The sequence below is a fragment of the Stenotrophomonas sp. AS012628 genome (assembly GCF_010608305.1).
Taxonomy (GTDB): domain Bacteria; phylum Pseudomonadota; class Gammaproteobacteria; order Xanthomonadales; family Xanthomonadaceae; genus Stenotrophomonas; species Stenotrophomonas geniculata.
The window spans coordinates 1-18,236 of record NZ_VMBJ01000065.1 but is presented as its reverse complement, the minus strand read 5'-3'; the positions used below and the strand labels follow the sequence as shown (position 1 = coordinate 18,236).

Here is an 18,236-nt window from a genome sequence, read left to right as displayed (position 1 = left end):
GTGTCAGCCGCATGGATGCGGCTGCCAAGCCTACAGGGACGTACTTGCGGCGCCCCCGCACTCCGACACCGCCCCACCAATCCACGGAATGCCCGCTGTTGCTGTTGCTGTTGCCGTTGCCTCTGCAGGTGCAGGGCTGCAAGCCCTGCCAACAAAAAACCCCGCTTGCGCGGGGTTCTCTGTGCATTGCGTGCAGCGCGAACGCTTACGGGCGACGGGCCAGGGCCTCGACGTCCTTCGCCTTCGGCAGCAGGTCCTGCTTGCTGACGCGCAGGAAACCGATCGTCAGCATCGGCACCGCCACCAGGATCGAGGACAGCACCACGATCACCGCACCGATCATGTGCGTCTCGGCCAGGCCTTCCATCGAGCTGCCGCCGTACATGTACAGGGCCAGTGCCGACAGGAAGAACATCACCGCGGTGATCACCGTACGCGACAGCGTCTGGTTGATCGAACGGTTCAGCACTTCCATCGAGTCCACGCGCAGGCTGCGGAAGTTCTCGCGGACGCGGTCGAAGACCACGATGATGTCGTTGATCGCAAAGCCCATCACCGACAGCAGGCCGGCCAGCACGGTCAGGTCGAACTCACGGCCCAGCAGGGACACGTAAGCCACCGTCACGATCAGGTCGAACATGGCCACGATGCTGGCGGTGACCGCGAACTTCCATTCGAAGCGCACGGCGATGTAGATCAGGAAGCCGGCCAGCATGAAGATGGTGGCGTACAGGCCATTCATCGCCAGGTCCTTGCCGATCTGCGGGCCGACGAACTCGTTGCGCAGTACGGTTGCCTGATTATCAGCCGTGGACAGTGCCTTCACTACAGCGGCAGCGGTAGCCTTGTCTTCGGTGGCGGCAGCACCCGTGCCCGGAGCATGCTCGCCGTGTGGCGCCAGGCGGATCAGCAGGTCGGTGTTGCCACCGACGCTCTGTACCTGGGCGCCGTCGAAGCCATTCTGCTCGAGCTTGGTGCGGACCTGCTCGACGTCCACCGCCTTGTCGAAGCGGGCTTCGATCAGGGTACCGCCGGTGAAGTCCAGCGCGTAGTTGAAGCCCTTGAACGCGATGATGCTGATCGACGCCAGGAACACCACGATGGTGACTGCCATGGCGACATGGCGCCAGCGCATGAAGTCGATCTTGGTGTCGTTCGGGAGGATGTGCAGCGGAAACAGTTTCATTGTGCGTGTCGTCCCGTCAGATGGCCACGTTCTGGAGCTTCTTGCGACGGCCGTAGATCAGCGTCGCCAGCGCACGCGACACGGTGATCGCGGTGAACATGGAGGCGAAAATACCGATGATCATGGTCAGCGCGAAGCCCTTCAGCGGACCGGTACCGAATGCAAACAGCGCCACACCGACGATCAGGCCGGTCAGGTTGGCGTCGAGGATGGTGCCCGAAGCACGCTCGTAACCGGTCACGATCGCGGTTTTGCCCGGCACGCCGGCACGCAGTTCTTCACGGATACGCTCGTTGATCAGCACGTTGGCGTCCACTGACAGGCCGACCGACAACGCCAGGCCGGCAAAGCCCGGCAGGGTCATGGTCGCGCCGAACAGCGACATCACCGCCACCACGATCAGCAGGTTGAACAGCATCGCGATCGAGGTGATCACGCCGAACATGCGGTAGTAGACGCTGAAGAACACCAGGGTGAACAGGAATGCGAACACCACCGCGCGCATACCGTTCTTGACGTTCTCGGCACCCAGGCTCGGGCCGACCACGCGCTCTTCGACGAAGTCCATCGGCGCGGCCAGCGAGCCGGACTTCAGCAGCTTGGCCAGGTCCTCGGCTTCCTTCTTCTGAAGGCCGGTGGTCTGGAAGTTCTTTCCGAACACGCCGTTGATGTTGGCCACCGAGATCACTTCCTCGTTGACCTTGAAGCCACGCACTTCCTGGCCGTCGACAACGGTCACGGTCGGTACGCGCTCGGTGTAGACCACCGCCATCGGCTTGTTCACGTTGGCGCTGGTGAAGTCGAACATGCGCTGGCCGCCGACATTGTTCAGCGTCACGCTGACCGCCGGAGAGCCGCTGTTCGAATCGGTCACCGCCTGCGCGCCGACCATCTGGTCACCGGTGACGATCACGCGCTTGTTCAGCAGGACCGGACCACCGCCATCACGACGCTGGTAGACCTTCGCTTCCGGCGGAATGCGGCCGGAGTTGATGGCGTCCTGTGCATTGCCGTCAACCACCGCGCGGTACTCGAGGGTAGCGGTGGCGCCGATCATGCGCTTGGCTTCGGCCGTGTCCTGCACGCCCGGCAGCTGCACGACCACGCGGTCGGCACCCTGGCGCTGGATGATCGGCTCGGCCACGCCCAGCTGGTTCACGCGGTTGCGCAGGGTGTTGATGTTCTGCTCGATGGCGCCGTTGGCGATCTGGGTGATCTCGGTTTCCGGCACGGTCACCGTGATGCGATTGCCACTGACGTCGTAGCCGAGGGTCGGCTGCGCCTTGACCAGGGCGGTGCGGGCACGCTGCGCGGCGTCGTCACCGGCGGACGGGCTCAGGTTGGCCACGATACTGTTGTCAGCACGGCGTTCCACCGACTGGTACGGAATGCGGGCGTCGCGCAGGGTGCTGCGCACGTCTTCGGTGTAGGCATCCAGGCGCTTGTCGAGCGCGGCCTTCTGGTCGACCTGCAGCACGAAGTGCACGCCGCCCTGCAGGTCCAGGCCCAGCACCATCGGGCGACCGCCGAGGTTGGCCAGCCAGTCCGGCACGGTCGAGGCCAGGTTCAGGGCCACGGTGTACTTCTCGCCGACGGTGTCACGCAGGGCGTCGCTGGCAGCGGACTGCGCCTTCAGGTCCGGCAGGCGGACGATCAGGCTCTCCCCTTCCTTCTCGGCACCGAGGGCGTCCACACCGGCCTTTTTCAGGTCGGCCAGCACACGGTCGCGCAGCGCGTCGTCGACCTGTCCGCCACGGTTGGCGGTGATCTGGACGGCCGGGTCCTTCTGGTAGATGTTGGGCAGCGCGTACAGCGCACTGAGCGCCAGTACGATCAGGATGACGACGTACTTCCAGCGTGGAAATTCGAGCATTGCTTGGGTCCCGCGCGGCGCCATCCCCGGCGCCGCGGTTGTGCATCGGAAAGGGAGTGGCTTACTGGGCCGACTTCAGGGTACCGGCCGGCAGCACGTTGCCGACAGCGCCCTTCTGCACGCGGATGCGCACGTTGTCAGCCACTTCGATGGTGATGAAGTTGTCGCCGATGTCGGTGACGATGCCGGCGATGCCGCCATTGGTCAGCACTTCATCGCCACGCTTGATCTTCTCCAGCATGGCCTTGTGCTCCTTCTGCCGCTTCATCTGCGGGCGGATCATCAGGAAGTACATGATGGCGATCAGGATGACCGGGAACAGCAGCGTGGTCAGGCCCATGCCCTGCGGTTGGCCGCCGGCGGCCTGGGCGTGGGCGGCGGGAATCAGGAAAGCAAGCAGGTTCATCGTTGGTCCTTTGGTTGGGCGGCGCTCCGGCCCTTTCACGGGCACGGGGTGTCGACCGCGGATCTGGGTCAGCCCTGAAGTATGCCACGGCCCCGGGCGTTCGTCCTTGGGCCGTTTGGCAGGGGGTACTCGGTTTACAGGGGCGGCGCGACCGCCCCGCGTGCCGCGTAGAAAGACTCACGGAAGGCCAGGAAGGTTCCCGCTTCGATGGCCGCACGGATGTCGGCCATCAGCTTTTCGTAATAGAACAGGTTGTGCAGGGTACCCAGCATCGGCGCCAGCATCTCGTTGCAGCGGTCCAGGTGGCGCAGGTAGGAACGGGTGTAGCCACCGGTGCAGGCCACGCAGCCGCAGCCGGGCTCGATCGGATCCATGTCGCGCGCGTACTGCGAGTTGCGGATGCGGACGGTGCCGAACGAGGTGAAATAGTGACCGTTGCGCGCGTTGCGGGTGGGCATCACGCAATCGAACATGTCCACGCCACGTGCGACACCCTCGACCAGGTCTTCCGGCCGGCCCACGCCCATCAGGTAGCGCGGGCGGTCACCCGGCAGCTCCGGGTCCAGGTGGTCGAGCATGGCATTGCGCTCGTGCTCCGGCTCGCCCACGGCGAGGCCGCCGATGGCGTAACCGTCGAAGCCGATCGCCTGCAGGGCCTCGGCCGAGCGGCTGCGCAGGTCGGTGTGCACGCCCCCCTGGACGATGCCGAACAGGGCCGCGTCGTTGCCCAGCTCGTCATGCGCGTTGCGGCTGCGCTGCGCCCAGCGCAGGCTCAGTTCCATGGAACGGCGGGCGACGTCTTCGGTGGCCGGGTACGGGGTGCACTCGTCGAAGATCATCACCACGTCCGAATCGAGCACCTTCTGGATCTTCATGCTCTCCTCCGGGCCCAGGAACACGCGAGCGCCGTCGGTGGGCGAGGCGAAGGTCACGCCCTGCTCGGTGATCTTGCGGCGGTGGGCCAGCGAAAACACCTGGAAGCCGCCGGAGTCGGTCAGGATCGGGCCATCCCAGCGGCAGAAGCCGTGCAGGCCGCCGTGGTCGGCGATGATGTCCAGGCCCGGGCGCAGGTACAGGTGGAAGGTGTTGCCGAGGATGATCTCGGCGCCCAGCGCACGCACCTGGTCCGGCAGGATGCCCTTGACCGAGCCATAGGTCCCCACCGGCATGAAGGCCGGCGTTTCCACCGTGCCACGCGGGAAGGTCAGGCGGCCACGGCGGGCACGGCCGTCGCGGGTCTGGAGCTGGAACTGCAATCGGGACATGGAGCGGTCATTCGGGCAAATAGTCGCTCATTGTCTCCCAAAACCGGCTCGACCGCCCATTCAGGCCTGAACGGCACGGCAGTAGAGCCACGCCATGCGTGGCTTTCCTGGTCTCCAGGCACCTGCAAGTGCGCACCAACGGTGCGCACCCACCACAAGCAGGCAGAGGTCAGCGCCCTACCCCGCTTGCGGGAACAGCAGCATGGCGTCGCCGTAGCTGAAGAAGCGGTAGCGCTGCTCGATCGCGTGCTGGTAGGCCTCGAACACCCTTTCCTTGCCGGCGAACGCGGAGATCATCATCAGCAGCGTGCTTTCCGGCAGGTGGAAGTTGGTCACCATCGCGTCGACGCTGCGGATGCGGTAGCCCGGGGTGATGAAGATCTGCGTTTCACCGGCGAACGGCAGCAGCTCGCCATCGCGCATCGCGCTTTCCAGCGCGCGTACCACCGTGGTGCCAACGCCGATCACCCGGCCGCCGGCCGCGCGCGTGCGCCGTACCTGCTGCACCAGCTCAGCGCCGACGTTCAGCCACTCGCGGTGCATCACGTGATCCTTCAGGTCATCGGCGCGCACCGGCTGGAAGGTGCCCGCGCCCACGTGCAGGGTGACGTGGCCGAACTCCACGCCCTTGGCCTTCAGCGCTGCCAGCAGCGGCTCGTCGAAATGCAGGCCGGCGGTCGGCGCCGCCACCGCGCCCACTTCGCGCGCGAACACGGTCTGGTAGCGCTCGCGGTCGTCCACGCCCGGCTCGCGCTGGATGTACGGCGGCAGCGGCAGCCGGCCGGCATGCAGCAGCCACTGTTCCAGCGATTCCGGCACATGGAACTGCAGGACGTAGAACTCGCCATCGCGGCCCAGCACCTCGGCTTCGCCACCGGCATCCAGCGCGATGCGGCTGCCGGCCTTTGGCGACTTGCTGGCGCCGACCTGGGCACGGGCCTGCTGGCCGCCGAGCAGGCGTTCGATCAGGATCTCCACGCGGCCACCGCTGGCCTTCTGCCCGAACAGGCGCGCCGGGATCACCCGGGTGTCGTTGAACACCAGCAGATCGCCCGGCTGCAGCAGGGATGGCAGATCACGCACCTGCAGATCGGTGAAGCCATCGGGCGCCGGCGGGACCAGCAGCAGGCGGCTGGCGGAACGTTCGGCCAAGGGTGCCTGCGCGATCAGTTCAGCCGGCAGGTCGTAGTGGAAATCGGACTTCTTCAAGGCAGTGGGCGGCAACAGGTCGACAATGGCGCGCATTGTACGTCCAGCGTCTGCGAGCCGGCGCGCTTCGCGGCGAACGTCGCGCAAAATGCTGCTATGCAGCAGGTTTCTGCGGGGTTATCGCGCAAAAAAACAAGTGCTAGCATCGAGCCGGAAGTCCGCTGCACGAGCCTGCCCCCAAGCGCGCGTGATGACGCGCGTTTTGCTTTTGAAGACCCGTGCGACCCATTGTTTCAGGAGATCTGCAATGAGCTTCATCGAACGCCTCGCCCCCCTGCGCAACCAGCCCGGCACCCGCCTCACCTCCGGTCTGGACGATGCCACCCTGACCACCCTGTCCGCCAACCACCCGCAGCTGATCGCTGCGGTGGATGCCGCCGCCGAGGAATTCGCGCGCGTGCAGGCCGACCTGGGGCCGCTGCTGGCGCAGGACGAACAGGCGCAGATCGACGCGATGCAGGACGGTTTCGTCAATTTCTATGCCGATGACGCGGTGACCCCGTACGTGGCACTGGCCGCGCGCGGCCCGTGGGTGGTCACCCTGAAGGGCGCCGTGCTGTACGACGCCGGCGGCTACGGCATGCTCGGCTTCGGGCACACCCCGGATGCCGTGCTGGAGGCGATGGCCCGCCCGCAGGTGATGGCCAACATCATGACCCCCAGCCTGTCGCAGCAGCGCTTCATCACCGCCCTGCGCGCCGAGATCGGCCACCGCCGTGGCGGCTGCCCGTTCGCCCGTTTCATGTGCCTGAATTCCGGTTCCGAGGCCGTCGGCCTGGCCGCCCGCATCGCCGACGTCAACGCCAAGCTGCAGACCGACCCCGGCGCGCGCCACGCCGGCGCCGCGATCAAGCGCGTGGTGGTCAAGGGCAGCTTCCACGGCCGTACTGACCGCCCGGCGCTGTATTCCGATTCCAGCCGCAAGAGCTACATGCAGCACCTGGCCAGCTATCGCGGCGAGGACTCGGTGATCACCGTGGCGCCGTACGACGAGGCCGGCCTGCGCAAGGTGTTCGAGGATGCCGCACGCAACCAGTGGTTCATCGAAGCGGTGTTCCTGGAGCCGGTGATGGGCGAAGGCGACCCCGGCCGCTCGGTGCCGCCGTCGTTCTATGCCGTGGCCCGTGAACTGACCCGTGCCCATGGCAGCCTGCTGCTGCTCGACTCGATCCAGGCCGGCCTGCGCGCGCATGGCGTGCTCTCGGTGGTGGACTACCCGGGCTTCGAAGGCCTGGACCCGCCGGACATGGAGACCTATTCCAAGGCGCTCAACGCCGCGCAGTACCCGCTGTCCGTGCTGGCGGTAACCGAGCATGCCGCGCAGCTGTACCGCAAGGGCATCTACGGCAACACCATGACCAGCAACCCGCGTGCGCTGGACGTGGCCTGCGCCACCCTGGCCCAGCTGACCCCGCAGGTGCGTGCCAACATTGCCGAACGCGGTGCCGAGGCCGTGCGTAAGCTGGAACAGCTGAAGAACGAGCTGGGCGGGCTGATCACCAAGGTGCAGGGCACCGGCCTGCTGTTCTCCTGCGAGCTGGCCCCGCAGTTCAAGTGCTACGGCGCCAATTCCACCGAGGAATGGCTGCGCCAGCACGGCATCAACGTGATCCACGGTGGCGAGAACTCGCTGCGCTTCACCCCGCACTTCGGCATGGACAGCGAAGAGCTGGACCTGCTGGTGGGCATGGTCGGCCGCGCCCTGCGTGAAGGCCCGCGCCGCGAGCAGGCGGCAGCGGCGTAAACCCCCGCTTCGGTAGAGCCGAAGGCAGCGGCAGGAGCCGCTGCCAACGTCGCTGGCGACGGCCCGAAGGGTGCCGGTCAGGACGACCGGCATAGCCCATGCTCGGCTGGCGCCTTTGCCGCGATCTGAACGAAGAGCAGCCGAGCGCGGCTCGGCTCTACAGAAGGCCTCTCAAGGCCTCATAATCCTTGGGCACCCCGTCCCTGACCGCCCTGCGGTCGGCGACGGGGCGTTTTCGTTTCCGGCCAAGAGACAGGAAGATCCATGAAATCGATCTGTGTGTACTGTGGTTCCAACGCTGGCAGCAAGCCGGCCTATACCGAACGCGCCATTGCACTGGGCGACCGCATCGCCCGCGACGGCCTGCGCCTGGTGTATGGCGGGGGCAACGTCGGCCTGATGGGAACCGTGGCCAATGCCGTGCTTGCCGCTGGTGGCGAAGTGACCGGCGTGATCCCGCGTCAGCTGGCCGACTGGGAAGTGGCCCACCGCGGCCTGACCGAACTGGAGATCGTCGGTTCGATGCATGAGCGCAAGTCGCGCATGTTCGACCTCGCCGATGGCTTCGTCACCCTGCCCGGCGGCTTCGGCACCATGGAAGAGATCTTCGAGATGCTGACCTGGCGCCAGCTGGGCATCGGCAACAAGCCGTGCGCGTTCCTCGATGTGGAAGGCTTCTACGCCCCGCTGATCGGCATGATCGATCGCATGGTGGAAGAGCGCTTCCTGCACCCGGACCAGCGCCAGGACCTGTGGTACGGCTCGGACATCGAAGCGATGCTGGAGTGGATGAAGAACTACCAGCCGGCCCAGGCCTCGAAGTGGATCGACGAGAAGCGTCGCGCCGCCCTGCGTTGATGCAGCCGCACGCGGTGGCTCAGGCCGCCGCGTGCGACCACGGGGCGGGCCGCCCCAGCAGATAGCCTTGGCCGTAATCGCAGCCCAGTTCGCGCAGGGTCTGCCGCTGCGCCTCGGTCTCGATGCCTTCACCGATGGTCTCGATGCCCAGCGTACGCGCCAGCGACAGTACGCCTTCGACCAGCGCGCGCGTGCTCTGCACTTCCGGTCCATGCAGGCCGGCGATGAAGCTCTGGTCGATCTTCAGCGTACTGATCGGGAAACGGTGCAGGTAGGACAGCGCGGAGAAGCCGGTACCGAAATCGTCCAGCTGCACCTGGATGCCGCGCTCGCGCAGCCCCTGCAGGATGCGCAGCGTGTGCGGGCCATCGTCCAGCAGCGCCACCTCGGTGATCTCCAGGCGCAGCCGGCGCGGATCGGCACCGCAGCTGTCGAGCAGGCCGAACAGGCGGTCACTGAATTCGGCGGAGCGGAAATGCCGGGGTGAGACGTTCACCGAGACGTAGCCTTCGCCCCCCTGCGCCAACCCCGCGATGACCTGCTCGTAGATCAGCCAGTCGACCTGTTCGATCAGGCCGCTCTCTTCACCCAGCTCCAGGAACGCGCCCGGCAGCAGCAGGCCGCGGCGCTCATGCTGCCAGCGCAGCAGCGCCTCGTGGCCCACCACCTCGCCATCGGACAGGCGCACGATCGGCTGGTAGAACGGCACGAAATCGCGGTTGTTGATCGCACGACGCAGGTCGGCCTCCAGGTCGAGGCTGCGCATGGCCTGCTCGCGCATGTCTTCGTCGAAGATCGCGCAGCGGTCATGACCCTGCGCCTTGGCCCGGTACATGGCCGCGTCGGCGTCGCGCAGTAGCTCTTCGCCGGTGCGGTAGCGCGGGTTCCACAGGGCGATGCCCAGGCTGCCGGACGGGAACAGTTCGCGCCCGGCGATCCACATCGATTCCTGCAGTGCCAGCAGCAGGCGCTGGCCAAAGTCCAGCGCCTGTGCCAGGCCCTGCGGGCATTGCAGCAGCACCGCGAATTCATCACCGCCCAGCCGCGCCACAACGTCCTCGGCGCCAGCCATCGATACGATGCGCTTGGCCACTTCCACCAGCATGCGGTCACCGGCAGCGTGGCCGATACTGTCGTTGACCAGCTTGAAGCGGTCCAGGTCGAGGAACAGCACAGCGAACACCGGCCCACCATCACGCTTGGCCAGCGCCAGCGAATCCTGCAGGCGATCAAGCAAATGCAGGCGGTTGGGCAGGCCGGTCAGCGCATCGTGCATGGCCTGATGGGTCAGGCGTTGCTCGGCCCGCAGGCGTTCACCAATCTGCCCGAGCAACTTCTCGTTGACCTCGGCCAGCTCGCGGGTACGTTCTTCCACGCGCTTTTCCAGTTCGGCATGCGCCGAACGCAGCCGCTGCTGGTCGCGCTGACGGGCCAGGCCGGTACCGATGTTCTGTGCGACGAAGGTCAGCAGGCGCTGGTCATGCACGCTGAAAATGCTGTTCTCGCTGTAGCTCTGCACCACGATCGCGCCGACCACTTCGTCGTCGCGTAGCAGTGGTACGCCCAGCCAGCAGTGCGAACGCGCACCGGATTCACGCACTTCGCCACTGGCCAGCAGTGCATCGATCTGCGCGCGCGAGGCCAGCAGCGGGCGCCGGTTGCGCACCACGTATTCGGTCAGGCCCCGGCTGAAGGGCCGTGGCGCGCGGCTGGCATTGTGCTCGTCCACCGAATACACGAAATCCAGGCCGTTGCCGGCCGGGTTGACCAGGGCGATGTAGAAATTGCGTGCGTCGAGCAGGCGCCCAACCACGCCATGCACCTGTCCGTAGAACTGGGCCAGGCTGTCGGCCGACATCGCCATCTCGGCAATGTTGTAGAGCGCGGTCTGCAGCTGTTCGGCGCGACGCCGCTCGGTTACTTCGTCCTGCAGGCTGTGGTTGGCGCGCTGCAGTTCCTGGGTACGCCGCTCTACCTGCTGCTCCAGCCGCACCTGCGCCTGGCGCCGGTCCATCGCGGTCTGCACATGCTGCGCAACGAAACCCAGCAATGCGCGCTCGGCCTCGCCATAGCGGGCCGCCTGTTCATAGCTCTGAACCACGATGGCACCGCATACACGGCCATCGCGCAGCATCGGCACGCCCAGCCAGTCCAGGCTTTCCGGCCCACGCTGCGGGTCGTGCTCCTGTTCCATCACCTGCGCCAGCAGTTTGCGCGAGGGACCACTGAGCGGTTTGCCATGGCGCAGCAGCGCCACGGTCAGGCTGCGCGGCATCTCGCTGGCGTCATGGCTCTGCGTGGGATCGGCGACGAAGTCATCGACCTGATCGGCGAAGTACAGGAACCGGATCTGGTCGCGCACATCGTCGTATTCGACGATGTAGCAGTTCTCGGCATACATCAGCGTGCCCAGCACACCATGCACGTGGCGCAGCATCTCGGGCATTTCAAGGTCGGCACCGGCCAGGTCTGCAATCTGGAACAGGGCCTGCTGCAACCGCTCGGCCTCTTCCAGTGCCTTGATCTGGCCGGCCTGGCGGCCGCGCTGCAGCGCCAGCTCCATCGCCTGCCGGGCAACGCCCCACCATGCCGGCGAAGGCACTGCGCCTTCGACCGACAACAGCAGGCGCGCACCATCATGTTCCCAGCCGTGCTGGCCATCGCCCGCGCCGGGTGCCGCCGCATCACCTCCGGCAGCCGCTGTCGGCCAGCCCCCCTGGCCACGACCGAGCTGCGGGTCGTCCCAGCCGACGTGGACCACGGCCGTTTCCGGCAAAAGCGCATGCAACGCGCGCACCAGCGCCGTGCTCAGCACGGCCTCGTGTGGTGGCTCTTCCGCCGGTTCAGCATGCGTGGACAAATGACAATCTCTTGGCGCCGTCGGTGCGTCGCCTCCCCTGAGCCGCCGAGCATAGCGCGCCACCCGGGGGGCAATGGAAGCCCGTAAACCCCGAATCGTGCGCCCGTACGTTTTTCCTGCTGTCCGTAGCCCCTTCCGAGCCATGACCCTCGCCCTGCCCGCCCCTGCCACCGGCTATGCGCCATCGCCTGCAGGCCTTACCCTGTACGCCGTGGAAGCCAGCGCACTGCCAACCGATGAAGCCTTGATGCTGGCCTGGGCCGGTGGCGACCTGCGCGCATTCGAAAGCCTGTATGCGCGCCATCGCAAGCGCCTGTTCGGCTTCCTGCTGCGGCAACTGCGCGACAACGCGCTGGCCGAGGAGATCTTCCAGGACGTCTGGCAGCGGGTGATCAGCGCCCGCGCCGGCTGGCAGCCCGAGGCGGCGTTCAGCACCTGGTTGTTCCGCATTGCGCACAACCGCCTGAATGACCATTGGCGTGCCGCCCGTCATCGCCCCGCCGCGCCGGCCGACGCCGATCTGCGCCTGGCCGCGATCGAGGATGGGCAGACCCCGGAAGGTGAGCTTTCCGAATTCGAACAACGTCGCCGCATCCAGCTGGCGATGGAACAACTGCCGCCGGAGCAGCGCGAAGTGCTGCAGCTGCGGCTGGATCAGGAACTGAGCCTGGAGGAGATCGGCCAGATCACCGGCGTAGGCCGGGAAACCGTGAAATCGCGGCTGCGCTATGCGATGGACAAGCTGCGTGCGGGATTGAACGCATGAACCGAGACGAACCGCTGACGCCGGAAGAACGCGAGCTGGCCCGGCTGCTCGGCCGTCGCGCCGAGCAGGCACCGCCCGCCGCACTGGACGCCGCCATCCTGGCCGCGGCCCGCGCGGCCGTGGACGCTCCGGCTGCCGATGCGGTCGCCTCTCCCGAGGCGCCGCGCACGCAGCGCACACGCCCGCGTTGGCCGGCGGTGTTCGGCATCGCCGCCTCGATGGTGTTCGCCATTGGCATCGCCTGGCAGCTGCGTCCGGAACCGCCGCCGGTTCCGGCCGGTGAGGCCGCTGTTGCTGCGGCACCGGCTGCGGCAGAAGACGTTGCGGCTGCCGATCAGGCCGCTGACAGCAGTGCAGCCGACAGCGCGGTGGCGGCTGCGGAACCGGCCGCTGCGCCCGCAGCGCCCGAGGCAGGCCCTGTTGCCGCTGCCCCGGCACCGGCACGGGCCATCGCGCGCACGCGCAAGCCTGCGCCGGCCGAGACCGCTGAAGCGCCACCCCAGGCTGCACGATCGATGGCTGCAGATGCGGCCGCCGATACCTCCTTTGCGGCCCTTCCGCCCGCTCCGGCCGCAGCGCCGCCTGCGCCACCGGCACCCGCCGCCTACTCGGCACCGGCACCGGCATTCGCGCCGGCAGCGTCCGGGGCGCTGAAAGCACGCACGGCCGCAGCACCGGCAGCCAATGCCGCCGAAGTCGAGCGGGCGCAGGCGCTGGACCGGGTAGAAATCACCTCGATGAAGCGTGAGGCTCCCAGCCGTTCCGCACCAGGCATCATGCGCCGCAGCACCGATGCGGGCCTGAGCGCGGACGCCGTGCAGGCCGAGGTGGACGCCGACGCACGACTGCCGCGTCGGCAGTGGCTGCAGAAAATCCGTACACGACGCGACGACGGCCAGCGCGATCTGGCCCGTGCCAGCCTGGAGCGTTACATGCAGCAGTACCCGGAAGCGCGCCTGCCACGCGACCTGCACCCACTGCTGGACGACTGAAGCGGACGGGAATACCTGGCAACCCCGTAGAATGGCGGGAATGCTCGATACTCTCGCCCAGCCGGTCAGCCACACGCTGGAAGTCAAACACAGCCGTTTCATCGCCCATGCCGCGCCGATCGAAGGCGCCGCAGCGGCCATGGCGTTCCTGCAGCAGGTCGCGGTGGCCGATGCCACCCACAACTGCTGGGCCTACCGGCACGGGCAGGACTATCGCTCCAGCGACGATGGCGAGCCGGCCGGCACGGCTGGACGTCCGATCCTGGCGGCGATCGACGGCCAGGGTTTCGACCGGGTGATGGTGGTGGTGACCCGCTGGTTCGGCGGTATCAAGCTCGGCGCCGGTGGCCTTGTACGCGCTTACGGTGGCGCCGCCACGGAGTGCCTGCGTACCGCGCCGCGCCTGCCGCTGCTAGTGATGGCCCGGCTGCAGCTGCTGGCCGGCTTCGAGGATCTGGGTACCCTGCACGCCACCCTGCCCGCCTTCGGTGCCGAAAAGCGCGATGAACAGTTCGATGCCAATGGCGTGTGCCTGCGGATCGAATTGCCTGCCGATCAGGTCGACGCATTGAAAATCCGCCTGCGCGACGCCACCCGTGACCGTATCCGCATAGAAGACGACGACCAGGATGACTGACAAGGACGACGCCCCCGCTTCGACCCCGCCGCTGCGGCGCCTCGGCAGCCTGCGCACGCTGTGGCCATTCGTGCGCCGCCATAGCGGGCTGTTCACCGCCTGGCTGCTGGCCCTGGCGGTGTCTTCGGCCGCCACGCTGAGCCTGCCGCCGGCGGTAAAGCAGATGATCGATCATGGTTTCAGCAGTGGCGGCCAGATCAACCGCGCCTTCGCCCTGCTGATGCTGGTGGCGGTCGTGATGGCGTTGGGCACGGCCGCGCGTTTCTACTTCGTGTCGCTGCTCGGCGAAAAAGTCGTGGCCGACCTGCGCAGCCAGCTGTATGCCCACCTGATCCAGCTGGGCGCCGGCTTCCACGACCGCAGCCGCAGCGGCGAACTGGTCTCGCGCCTGACCGCGGACACCGAACTGCTGCGCAGCGTGGTCGGCTCGACCATGTCCGTAGCATTGCGCAGCACGGTCACTGTCATCGGCAGCCTGGCGATGCTGTTCGTCACCAGCCCGCGGCTGGCCGCATGGTCGCTGCTCGGCATTCCACTGGCGGTGCTGCCGATCATCATCGGTGCGCGCAAGCTGCGCACGGTCGCGCGCAACAGCCAGGACCGCATCGCCGATGCCAACAGCCTGGCCAGCGAGACGCTGGGCGCGGTGCGCACGGTGCAGGCACATGCACGCGAACCATACGAACGCGGTCGCTTCGACAAGGCGCTCGGTGACGCCATCGGCGCCGCCCGCCGCCGCATCGGTGCACAGTCGCTGGTCACCGCCAGCGCCATCCTGCTGGTGTTCGGCGCCATCGTCGGTGTGCTGTGGCTGGGTGCGCACGACGTCATCGACGGCCGCCTCAGCGCCGGCACGCTGGGTCAGTTCGTGCTGTATGCATTGATCGGCGGCGGTTCGGTGGGCGCGCTGGCCGAAGTATGGAACGAGCTGCAGCGCGCGGCCGGCGGCATGGGCCGCATCGGCGAACTGTTGCAGGAAGACATCGAGATCCGCGCGCCGGCCCAGCCGCATGCACTGCCGCAACCGCTGCGTGGCGAGATCCGGTTCGACGACGTGGTGTTCCACTACCCGCAGCGACCGGACCAGGCCGCACTGGACCACTTCAACCTGCATGTGCGCCCCGGCGAGACCGTAGCGCTGGTGGGTCCGTCAGGGGCGGGCAAGAGCACGGTGCTTTCGATGCTGCTGCGCTTCCATGACCCGGCCAGCGGCCGCATCGACGTGGACGGCATCGACGTGCGCCAGGTCGACCCGACCGAGCTGCGTGCGCAGCTGGCGCTGGTGCCACAGCAGCCTACGCTGTTCGCTGCCAGTGCCCGCGACAACATCCGCTATGGCCGCCTGCAGGCCAGCGACGCCGAGGTCGAGGATGCCGCACGAGCGGCCGAGGCCGACGGTTTCCTGCGCGCGTTGCCGCAGGGCTATGACAGCGAGCTGGGTGAGCGCGGTGCCCGCCTGTCCGGTGGGCAGCAGCAGCGTGTGGCGATTGCCCGTGCGCTGCTGAAGGATGCGCCGATCCTGCTGCTGGATGAAGCCACCAGCGCGCTGGATGCACAGAGCGAACACAGCGTGCAGCAGGCATTGGAACGGTTGATGGCGGGTCGCACCACGCTGGTCATCGCCCACCGCCTGGCCACCGTGCTCAAGGCCGACCGCATCGTGGTGATGGACCAGGGCCGCATCGTCGCCGAGGGCACGCACGCACAGCTGCTGGCCGAAGACGGACTGTACGCTGAACTGGCACGCCTGCAGTTCATCGATTGATGACGTCCGGCTAACATCGGCGCGTCCAAGCTGGCCGCGCAACTGCAGCATCCGCTGAAGGAGGTGCACGATGTCGTTCCGTCAGTTCCCCGCCGTCGACAGCAACGGCGAAAGTCACATCATCATTGAGTTCAAGCCCGAGGCGAATGGCAGCGGGCACCATTCCGAAGCCACGCCGCGCTACGAGCTGGATGATGGGCGGCCGCTGGTGCGCGATGGCCGCGAGTTCACCACCAGTGGCGGCGAGTTGAGGTTGACGATCTGAGGTTCGCCGGGCATGGCCCGGCGCTACCGGATTTCATTCCGCCCCGCTCTGGTGGGTGTCGACCTTGGTCGACATGCTTTTTGCCAAAGGCGGTCGAGCATGGCTCGACGCTACAAAAAAGCATGGTCAATTTTTCACCAAGCATCTTGACAGCCTTGGCTGCCAAGGGTTGCGCGCGGTTATCCACACCTTTGCTCAGAAACCATCCACATCGCCTGTGGATGAATTCAGCCCAGCACCCGTCCGATGCCGCTGGCGTCCACCTCGGCCGCCGCCCGGGTGATCGCCGCCGGATCGCTGCCGGCCACGAATCCGATACGGAAATGCACTTCGCCGCCAGGCGTTCGCGAAGAATGGATCGACGCCAGGCTGATGCGGTGCTGCTCGAACACGTTCAGCAGTTCACGCAACGACCCCGGCCGGTCTTCCGGCAGGTGCACTGACAACGCATTGCGCTCGGTCAGGTCAGCCAGCAGATAGCCCACGCGTTCGAATGTGTAATTGCCGTCCGCAAGCGCCTGCTCGCCGAAGGCAGTGCGATTGGCCGACAGCAGCTGCTCCCGGAATGCAGCACGTGCACCGTCGTCACCCTGACCGACCTGCGCCTGCAGGGACTGCAGCTGGCCGACCAGCCGCTCCAGCATCGGCGCTACGTATGGGTTGCCGAACTGGATGTCTTCGTAGATCGCCGGGTTGAGCGACAGGATCCGCGAGATGATCGCCGTATCCAGCTCGAACGATGCCGACCGGTACGGCATCATCGCGGCCAGATTGCCCAGCTGCGGCTGGTACTGGCGCAGCACGCCGGCCTGGGCCAGGTGAGTGGCATGCACCATCGCCTGTACCAGCGCCATCATCTGGTCGTGGTGCTGCGGCGTGGCGCGCACGCACTCAGCCTGCAACGCCGTGCACAGCGTATCGACCCACGGCTGCCACTGCTGCAGCCGCGCTTCGCAGACCACCATCACCCGGCCCTTCAGGGTCGGCGCCTTGGGCGGAGCCGTCATCGGGTGCAGGCCGACCACTTCGGCTTGAGAGGCCAACATCGCCTGGACCGGCGCTTCCTTTACCGAGGTCACGTCCAGCCACAGCCGGTCCTGCTCGCGGCCGGCCGACTGCTGCACGTACTCGGCAATCAGAGCCGGCGTATGCCGGATCGGTGCCGAGAACACCAGCACGTCGGCCTGCGCCAGCAACTGTTGCGGCGTATGCGAGTCCGGATCGGCCGGATCGTGGCCGATCACCTGCAGCTGCATGTGCTGCTGGAAGAAGCGGGTCAGCCAGCGCCCGTAGGCGCCGGCACTGCCGATGATGCCGACCGTGCGCGGCGTACGTTCGAGCAGGCCGCTCATGCCACGCGTTCGGCGCGGAAGCGCGACCCTTCGGCCAGCGCGGCAGGCGCTGCGGCGATCACGTCGAACTCTTCGAAGCCGTTGTCCAGGGTCGCCTCCAGCGCCGCGTGGGTGCCCGCAATCGCACGCGAGATCGCCTGCTGCATCGATTCGCCGCGCAGCAGGAACGACACCACCAGCGACATCAGCACGTCGCCGGTACCGGCCACGTCCACCGGCAGCAGGGGCGAGGTCCAGCGCCAGGTCTCCTCGCGGCCGACCGCCAGGGTCACCAGTTCACCCGGGTTGCCGCCCACGCTGTGCGCGATCACCCAGTGCGGGCCACGGTCCAGCAGCGTGCGTGCGGCGGCGATGGCATCGGCCTCGGCGAGCGCCGGCATGCCGGTCAGGCGATTCAGTTCAAAGGCGTTCGGGGTCACCAGCCAGGCATGCGGCAACAGCCGCTCGGCGAAGATCGCTTCCAGGCCCGGTTCCACGTAGGGGCCGGTGTGAGTATCACCGATCACCGGATCCAGGCAGTAACGCAGCTGCGGGCAGGCCGGCAGGATGTCGTCCAGCCAGTCGGCGAAGGCGGCACCATTGGCCGTGCTGCCAAAGTAGCCGGAGACGAGCATCCTCGCCCGCTGCGGCAGGCCACGCTCGTGGGTGCCCCGCAACAGATCGGCGAACCAGTCGGCGGGCAGCACGCGACCGCGGGTGGTGTCGTAGAACGGCGCGTTGCTCAGCAGCACGGTCGGAATTTCGGCTACGCGCACGCCGAGCGCGCGCATCGGCGGTACGGCGGCGCTGTTGCCGGCATGGCCGTAGACAAGTTGCGACTGGACCGAGATGACATCGATCGGCGACGGGCCGTCGGGCCGCTGGCGGCGGCCGTGGACCAGGTGGTTATCAAGGGATTCGCTCATGGCCGCATTCTACGCCCAAGGGGGTTTTCGGCAGGGCTTGCAGCCCTGCACCTGCTCTATGCAACGGCAACGGCAACGGCAACGGCAACGGCAAAAGCCAGAGCGGCATTCCGTGAGTTGGCGGGGCGGTGTGGGTGGTCAGGACACGCCGTA

Annotated in this window: 15 protein-coding genes; 7 read left to right on the top strand and 8 right to left on the bottom strand. The window is 67.1% G+C overall.

Annotation, left to right across the window (positions count from 1 at the left end):
• Nucleotides 1-205: 205 nt before the first annotated feature.
• The 5 genes from secF to queA form a co-directional block, all read right to left on the bottom strand.
• Nucleotides 206-1,186 carry a protein translocase subunit SecF gene (gene secF / locus G5A07_RS19975; RefSeq protein WP_010484505.1) on the bottom strand — a complete coding sequence of 327 codons (981 nt, stop codon included), beginning with the start codon at nt 1,184-1,186 and terminating at the stop codon, nt 206-208.
• A gap of 16 nt (nt 1,187-1,202) precedes the next feature.
• Nucleotides 1,203-3,059 carry a protein translocase subunit SecD gene (gene secD / locus G5A07_RS19970; RefSeq protein WP_010484504.1) on the bottom strand — a complete coding sequence of 619 codons (1,857 nt, stop codon included), beginning with the start codon at nt 3,057-3,059 and terminating at the stop codon, nt 1,203-1,205.
• A gap of 61 nt (nt 3,060-3,120) precedes the next feature.
• Entirely contained in the window at nt 3,121-3,465 is a 345-nt protein-coding gene (gene yajC, locus G5A07_RS19965) for a preprotein translocase subunit YajC (protein WP_005409257.1), read from the bottom strand.
• 134 nt (nt 3,466-3,599) lie between these two features.
• Nucleotides 3,600-4,730 (bottom strand): tRNA guanosine(34) transglycosylase Tgt, encoded by a 1,131-nt coding sequence (gene tgt / locus G5A07_RS19960; RefSeq protein ID WP_029379947.1) that lies wholly within the window; start codon nt 4,728-4,730, stop codon nt 3,600-3,602.
• Between the two features lie 177 nt (nt 4,731-4,907).
• A complete protein-coding gene (queA, locus tag G5A07_RS19955; RefSeq protein WP_191863891.1) occupies nt 4,908-5,975 on the bottom strand; it encodes a tRNA preQ1(34) S-adenosylmethionine ribosyltransferase-isomerase QueA in 1,068 nt (355 codons plus the stop codon).
• Nucleotides 5,976-6,186: 211 nt separating this feature from the next.
• Between queA and G5A07_RS19950 the strand changes: the two genes are divergently transcribed.
• Together G5A07_RS19950 and G5A07_RS19945 are read left to right on the top strand one after the other, a co-directional pair.
• Nucleotides 6,187-7,683 carry an aminotransferase class III-fold pyridoxal phosphate-dependent enzyme gene (locus tag G5A07_RS19950; RefSeq protein ID WP_043403227.1) on the top strand — a complete coding sequence of 499 codons (1,497 nt, stop codon included), beginning with the start codon at nt 6,187-6,189 and terminating at the stop codon, nt 7,681-7,683.
• A gap of 264 nt (nt 7,684-7,947) precedes the next feature.
• Nucleotides 7,948-8,541 carry a TIGR00730 family Rossman fold protein gene (locus G5A07_RS19945; RefSeq protein WP_010484495.1) on the top strand — a complete coding sequence of 198 codons (594 nt, stop codon included), beginning with the start codon at nt 7,948-7,950 and terminating at the stop codon, nt 8,539-8,541.
• Nucleotides 8,542-8,560: 19 nt separating this feature from the next.
• Here G5A07_RS19945 and G5A07_RS19940 read toward each other — a convergent pair whose 3' ends face one another.
• Complete coding sequence (locus G5A07_RS19940) at nt 8,561-11,401, bottom strand: EAL domain-containing protein (protein WP_191863890.1); 2,841 nt, start codon at nt 11,399-11,401, stop codon at nt 8,561-8,563.
• Between the two features lie 247 nt (nt 11,402-11,648).
• Between G5A07_RS19940 and G5A07_RS19935 the strand changes: the two genes are divergently transcribed.
• The 5 genes from G5A07_RS19935 to G5A07_RS19915 all read left to right on the top strand — a co-directional run bounded on the left by G5A07_RS19935 (nt 11,649) and on the right by G5A07_RS19915 (nt 15,826).
• A complete protein-coding gene (locus G5A07_RS19935; RefSeq protein WP_229301621.1) occupies nt 11,649-12,167 on the top strand; it encodes an RNA polymerase sigma factor in 519 nt (172 codons plus the stop codon).
• Nucleotides 12,164-13,159, top strand: a complete 996-nt coding sequence (locus G5A07_RS19930; protein ID WP_191863889.1) for a hypothetical protein — start codon at nt 12,164-12,166, stop codon at nt 13,157-13,159. The genes G5A07_RS19935 and G5A07_RS19930 overlap by 4 nt, the downstream gene beginning before the upstream one ends.
• Nucleotides 13,160-13,199: 40 nt before the next feature.
• On the top strand, nt 13,200-13,796 hold the full coding sequence (locus tag G5A07_RS19925) for a YigZ family protein (RefSeq protein ID WP_191863888.1): 597 nt from the start codon (nt 13,200-13,202) through the stop codon (nt 13,794-13,796).
• Entirely contained in the window at nt 13,789-15,561 is a 1,773-nt protein-coding gene (locus tag G5A07_RS19920; protein ID WP_191863887.1) for an ABC transporter transmembrane domain-containing protein, read from the top strand. Before G5A07_RS19925 ends, G5A07_RS19920 begins: the two co-directional genes overlap by 8 nt.
• Nucleotides 15,562-15,631: 70 nt before the next feature.
• Nucleotides 15,632-15,826, top strand: a complete 195-nt coding sequence (locus G5A07_RS19915) for a hypothetical protein (protein ID WP_005409247.1) — start codon at nt 15,632-15,634, stop codon at nt 15,824-15,826.
• Between the two features lie 227 nt (nt 15,827-16,053).
• Here the strand turns inward: G5A07_RS19915 and G5A07_RS19910 are convergent, their stop codons facing one another.
• A complete protein-coding gene (locus G5A07_RS19910) occupies nt 16,054-17,178 on the bottom strand; it encodes a prephenate dehydrogenase (RefSeq protein WP_049483102.1) in 1,125 nt (374 codons plus the stop codon).
• Nucleotides 17,175-18,083: a pyridoxal kinase gene (pdxY, locus tag G5A07_RS19905; RefSeq protein WP_191863886.1), complete on the bottom strand. Its 909-nt coding sequence runs from the start codon at nt 18,081-18,083 to the stop codon at nt 17,175-17,177. The genes G5A07_RS19910 and pdxY overlap by 4 nt, the downstream gene beginning before the upstream one ends.
• Nucleotides 18,084-18,236 lie beyond the last annotated feature (153 nt).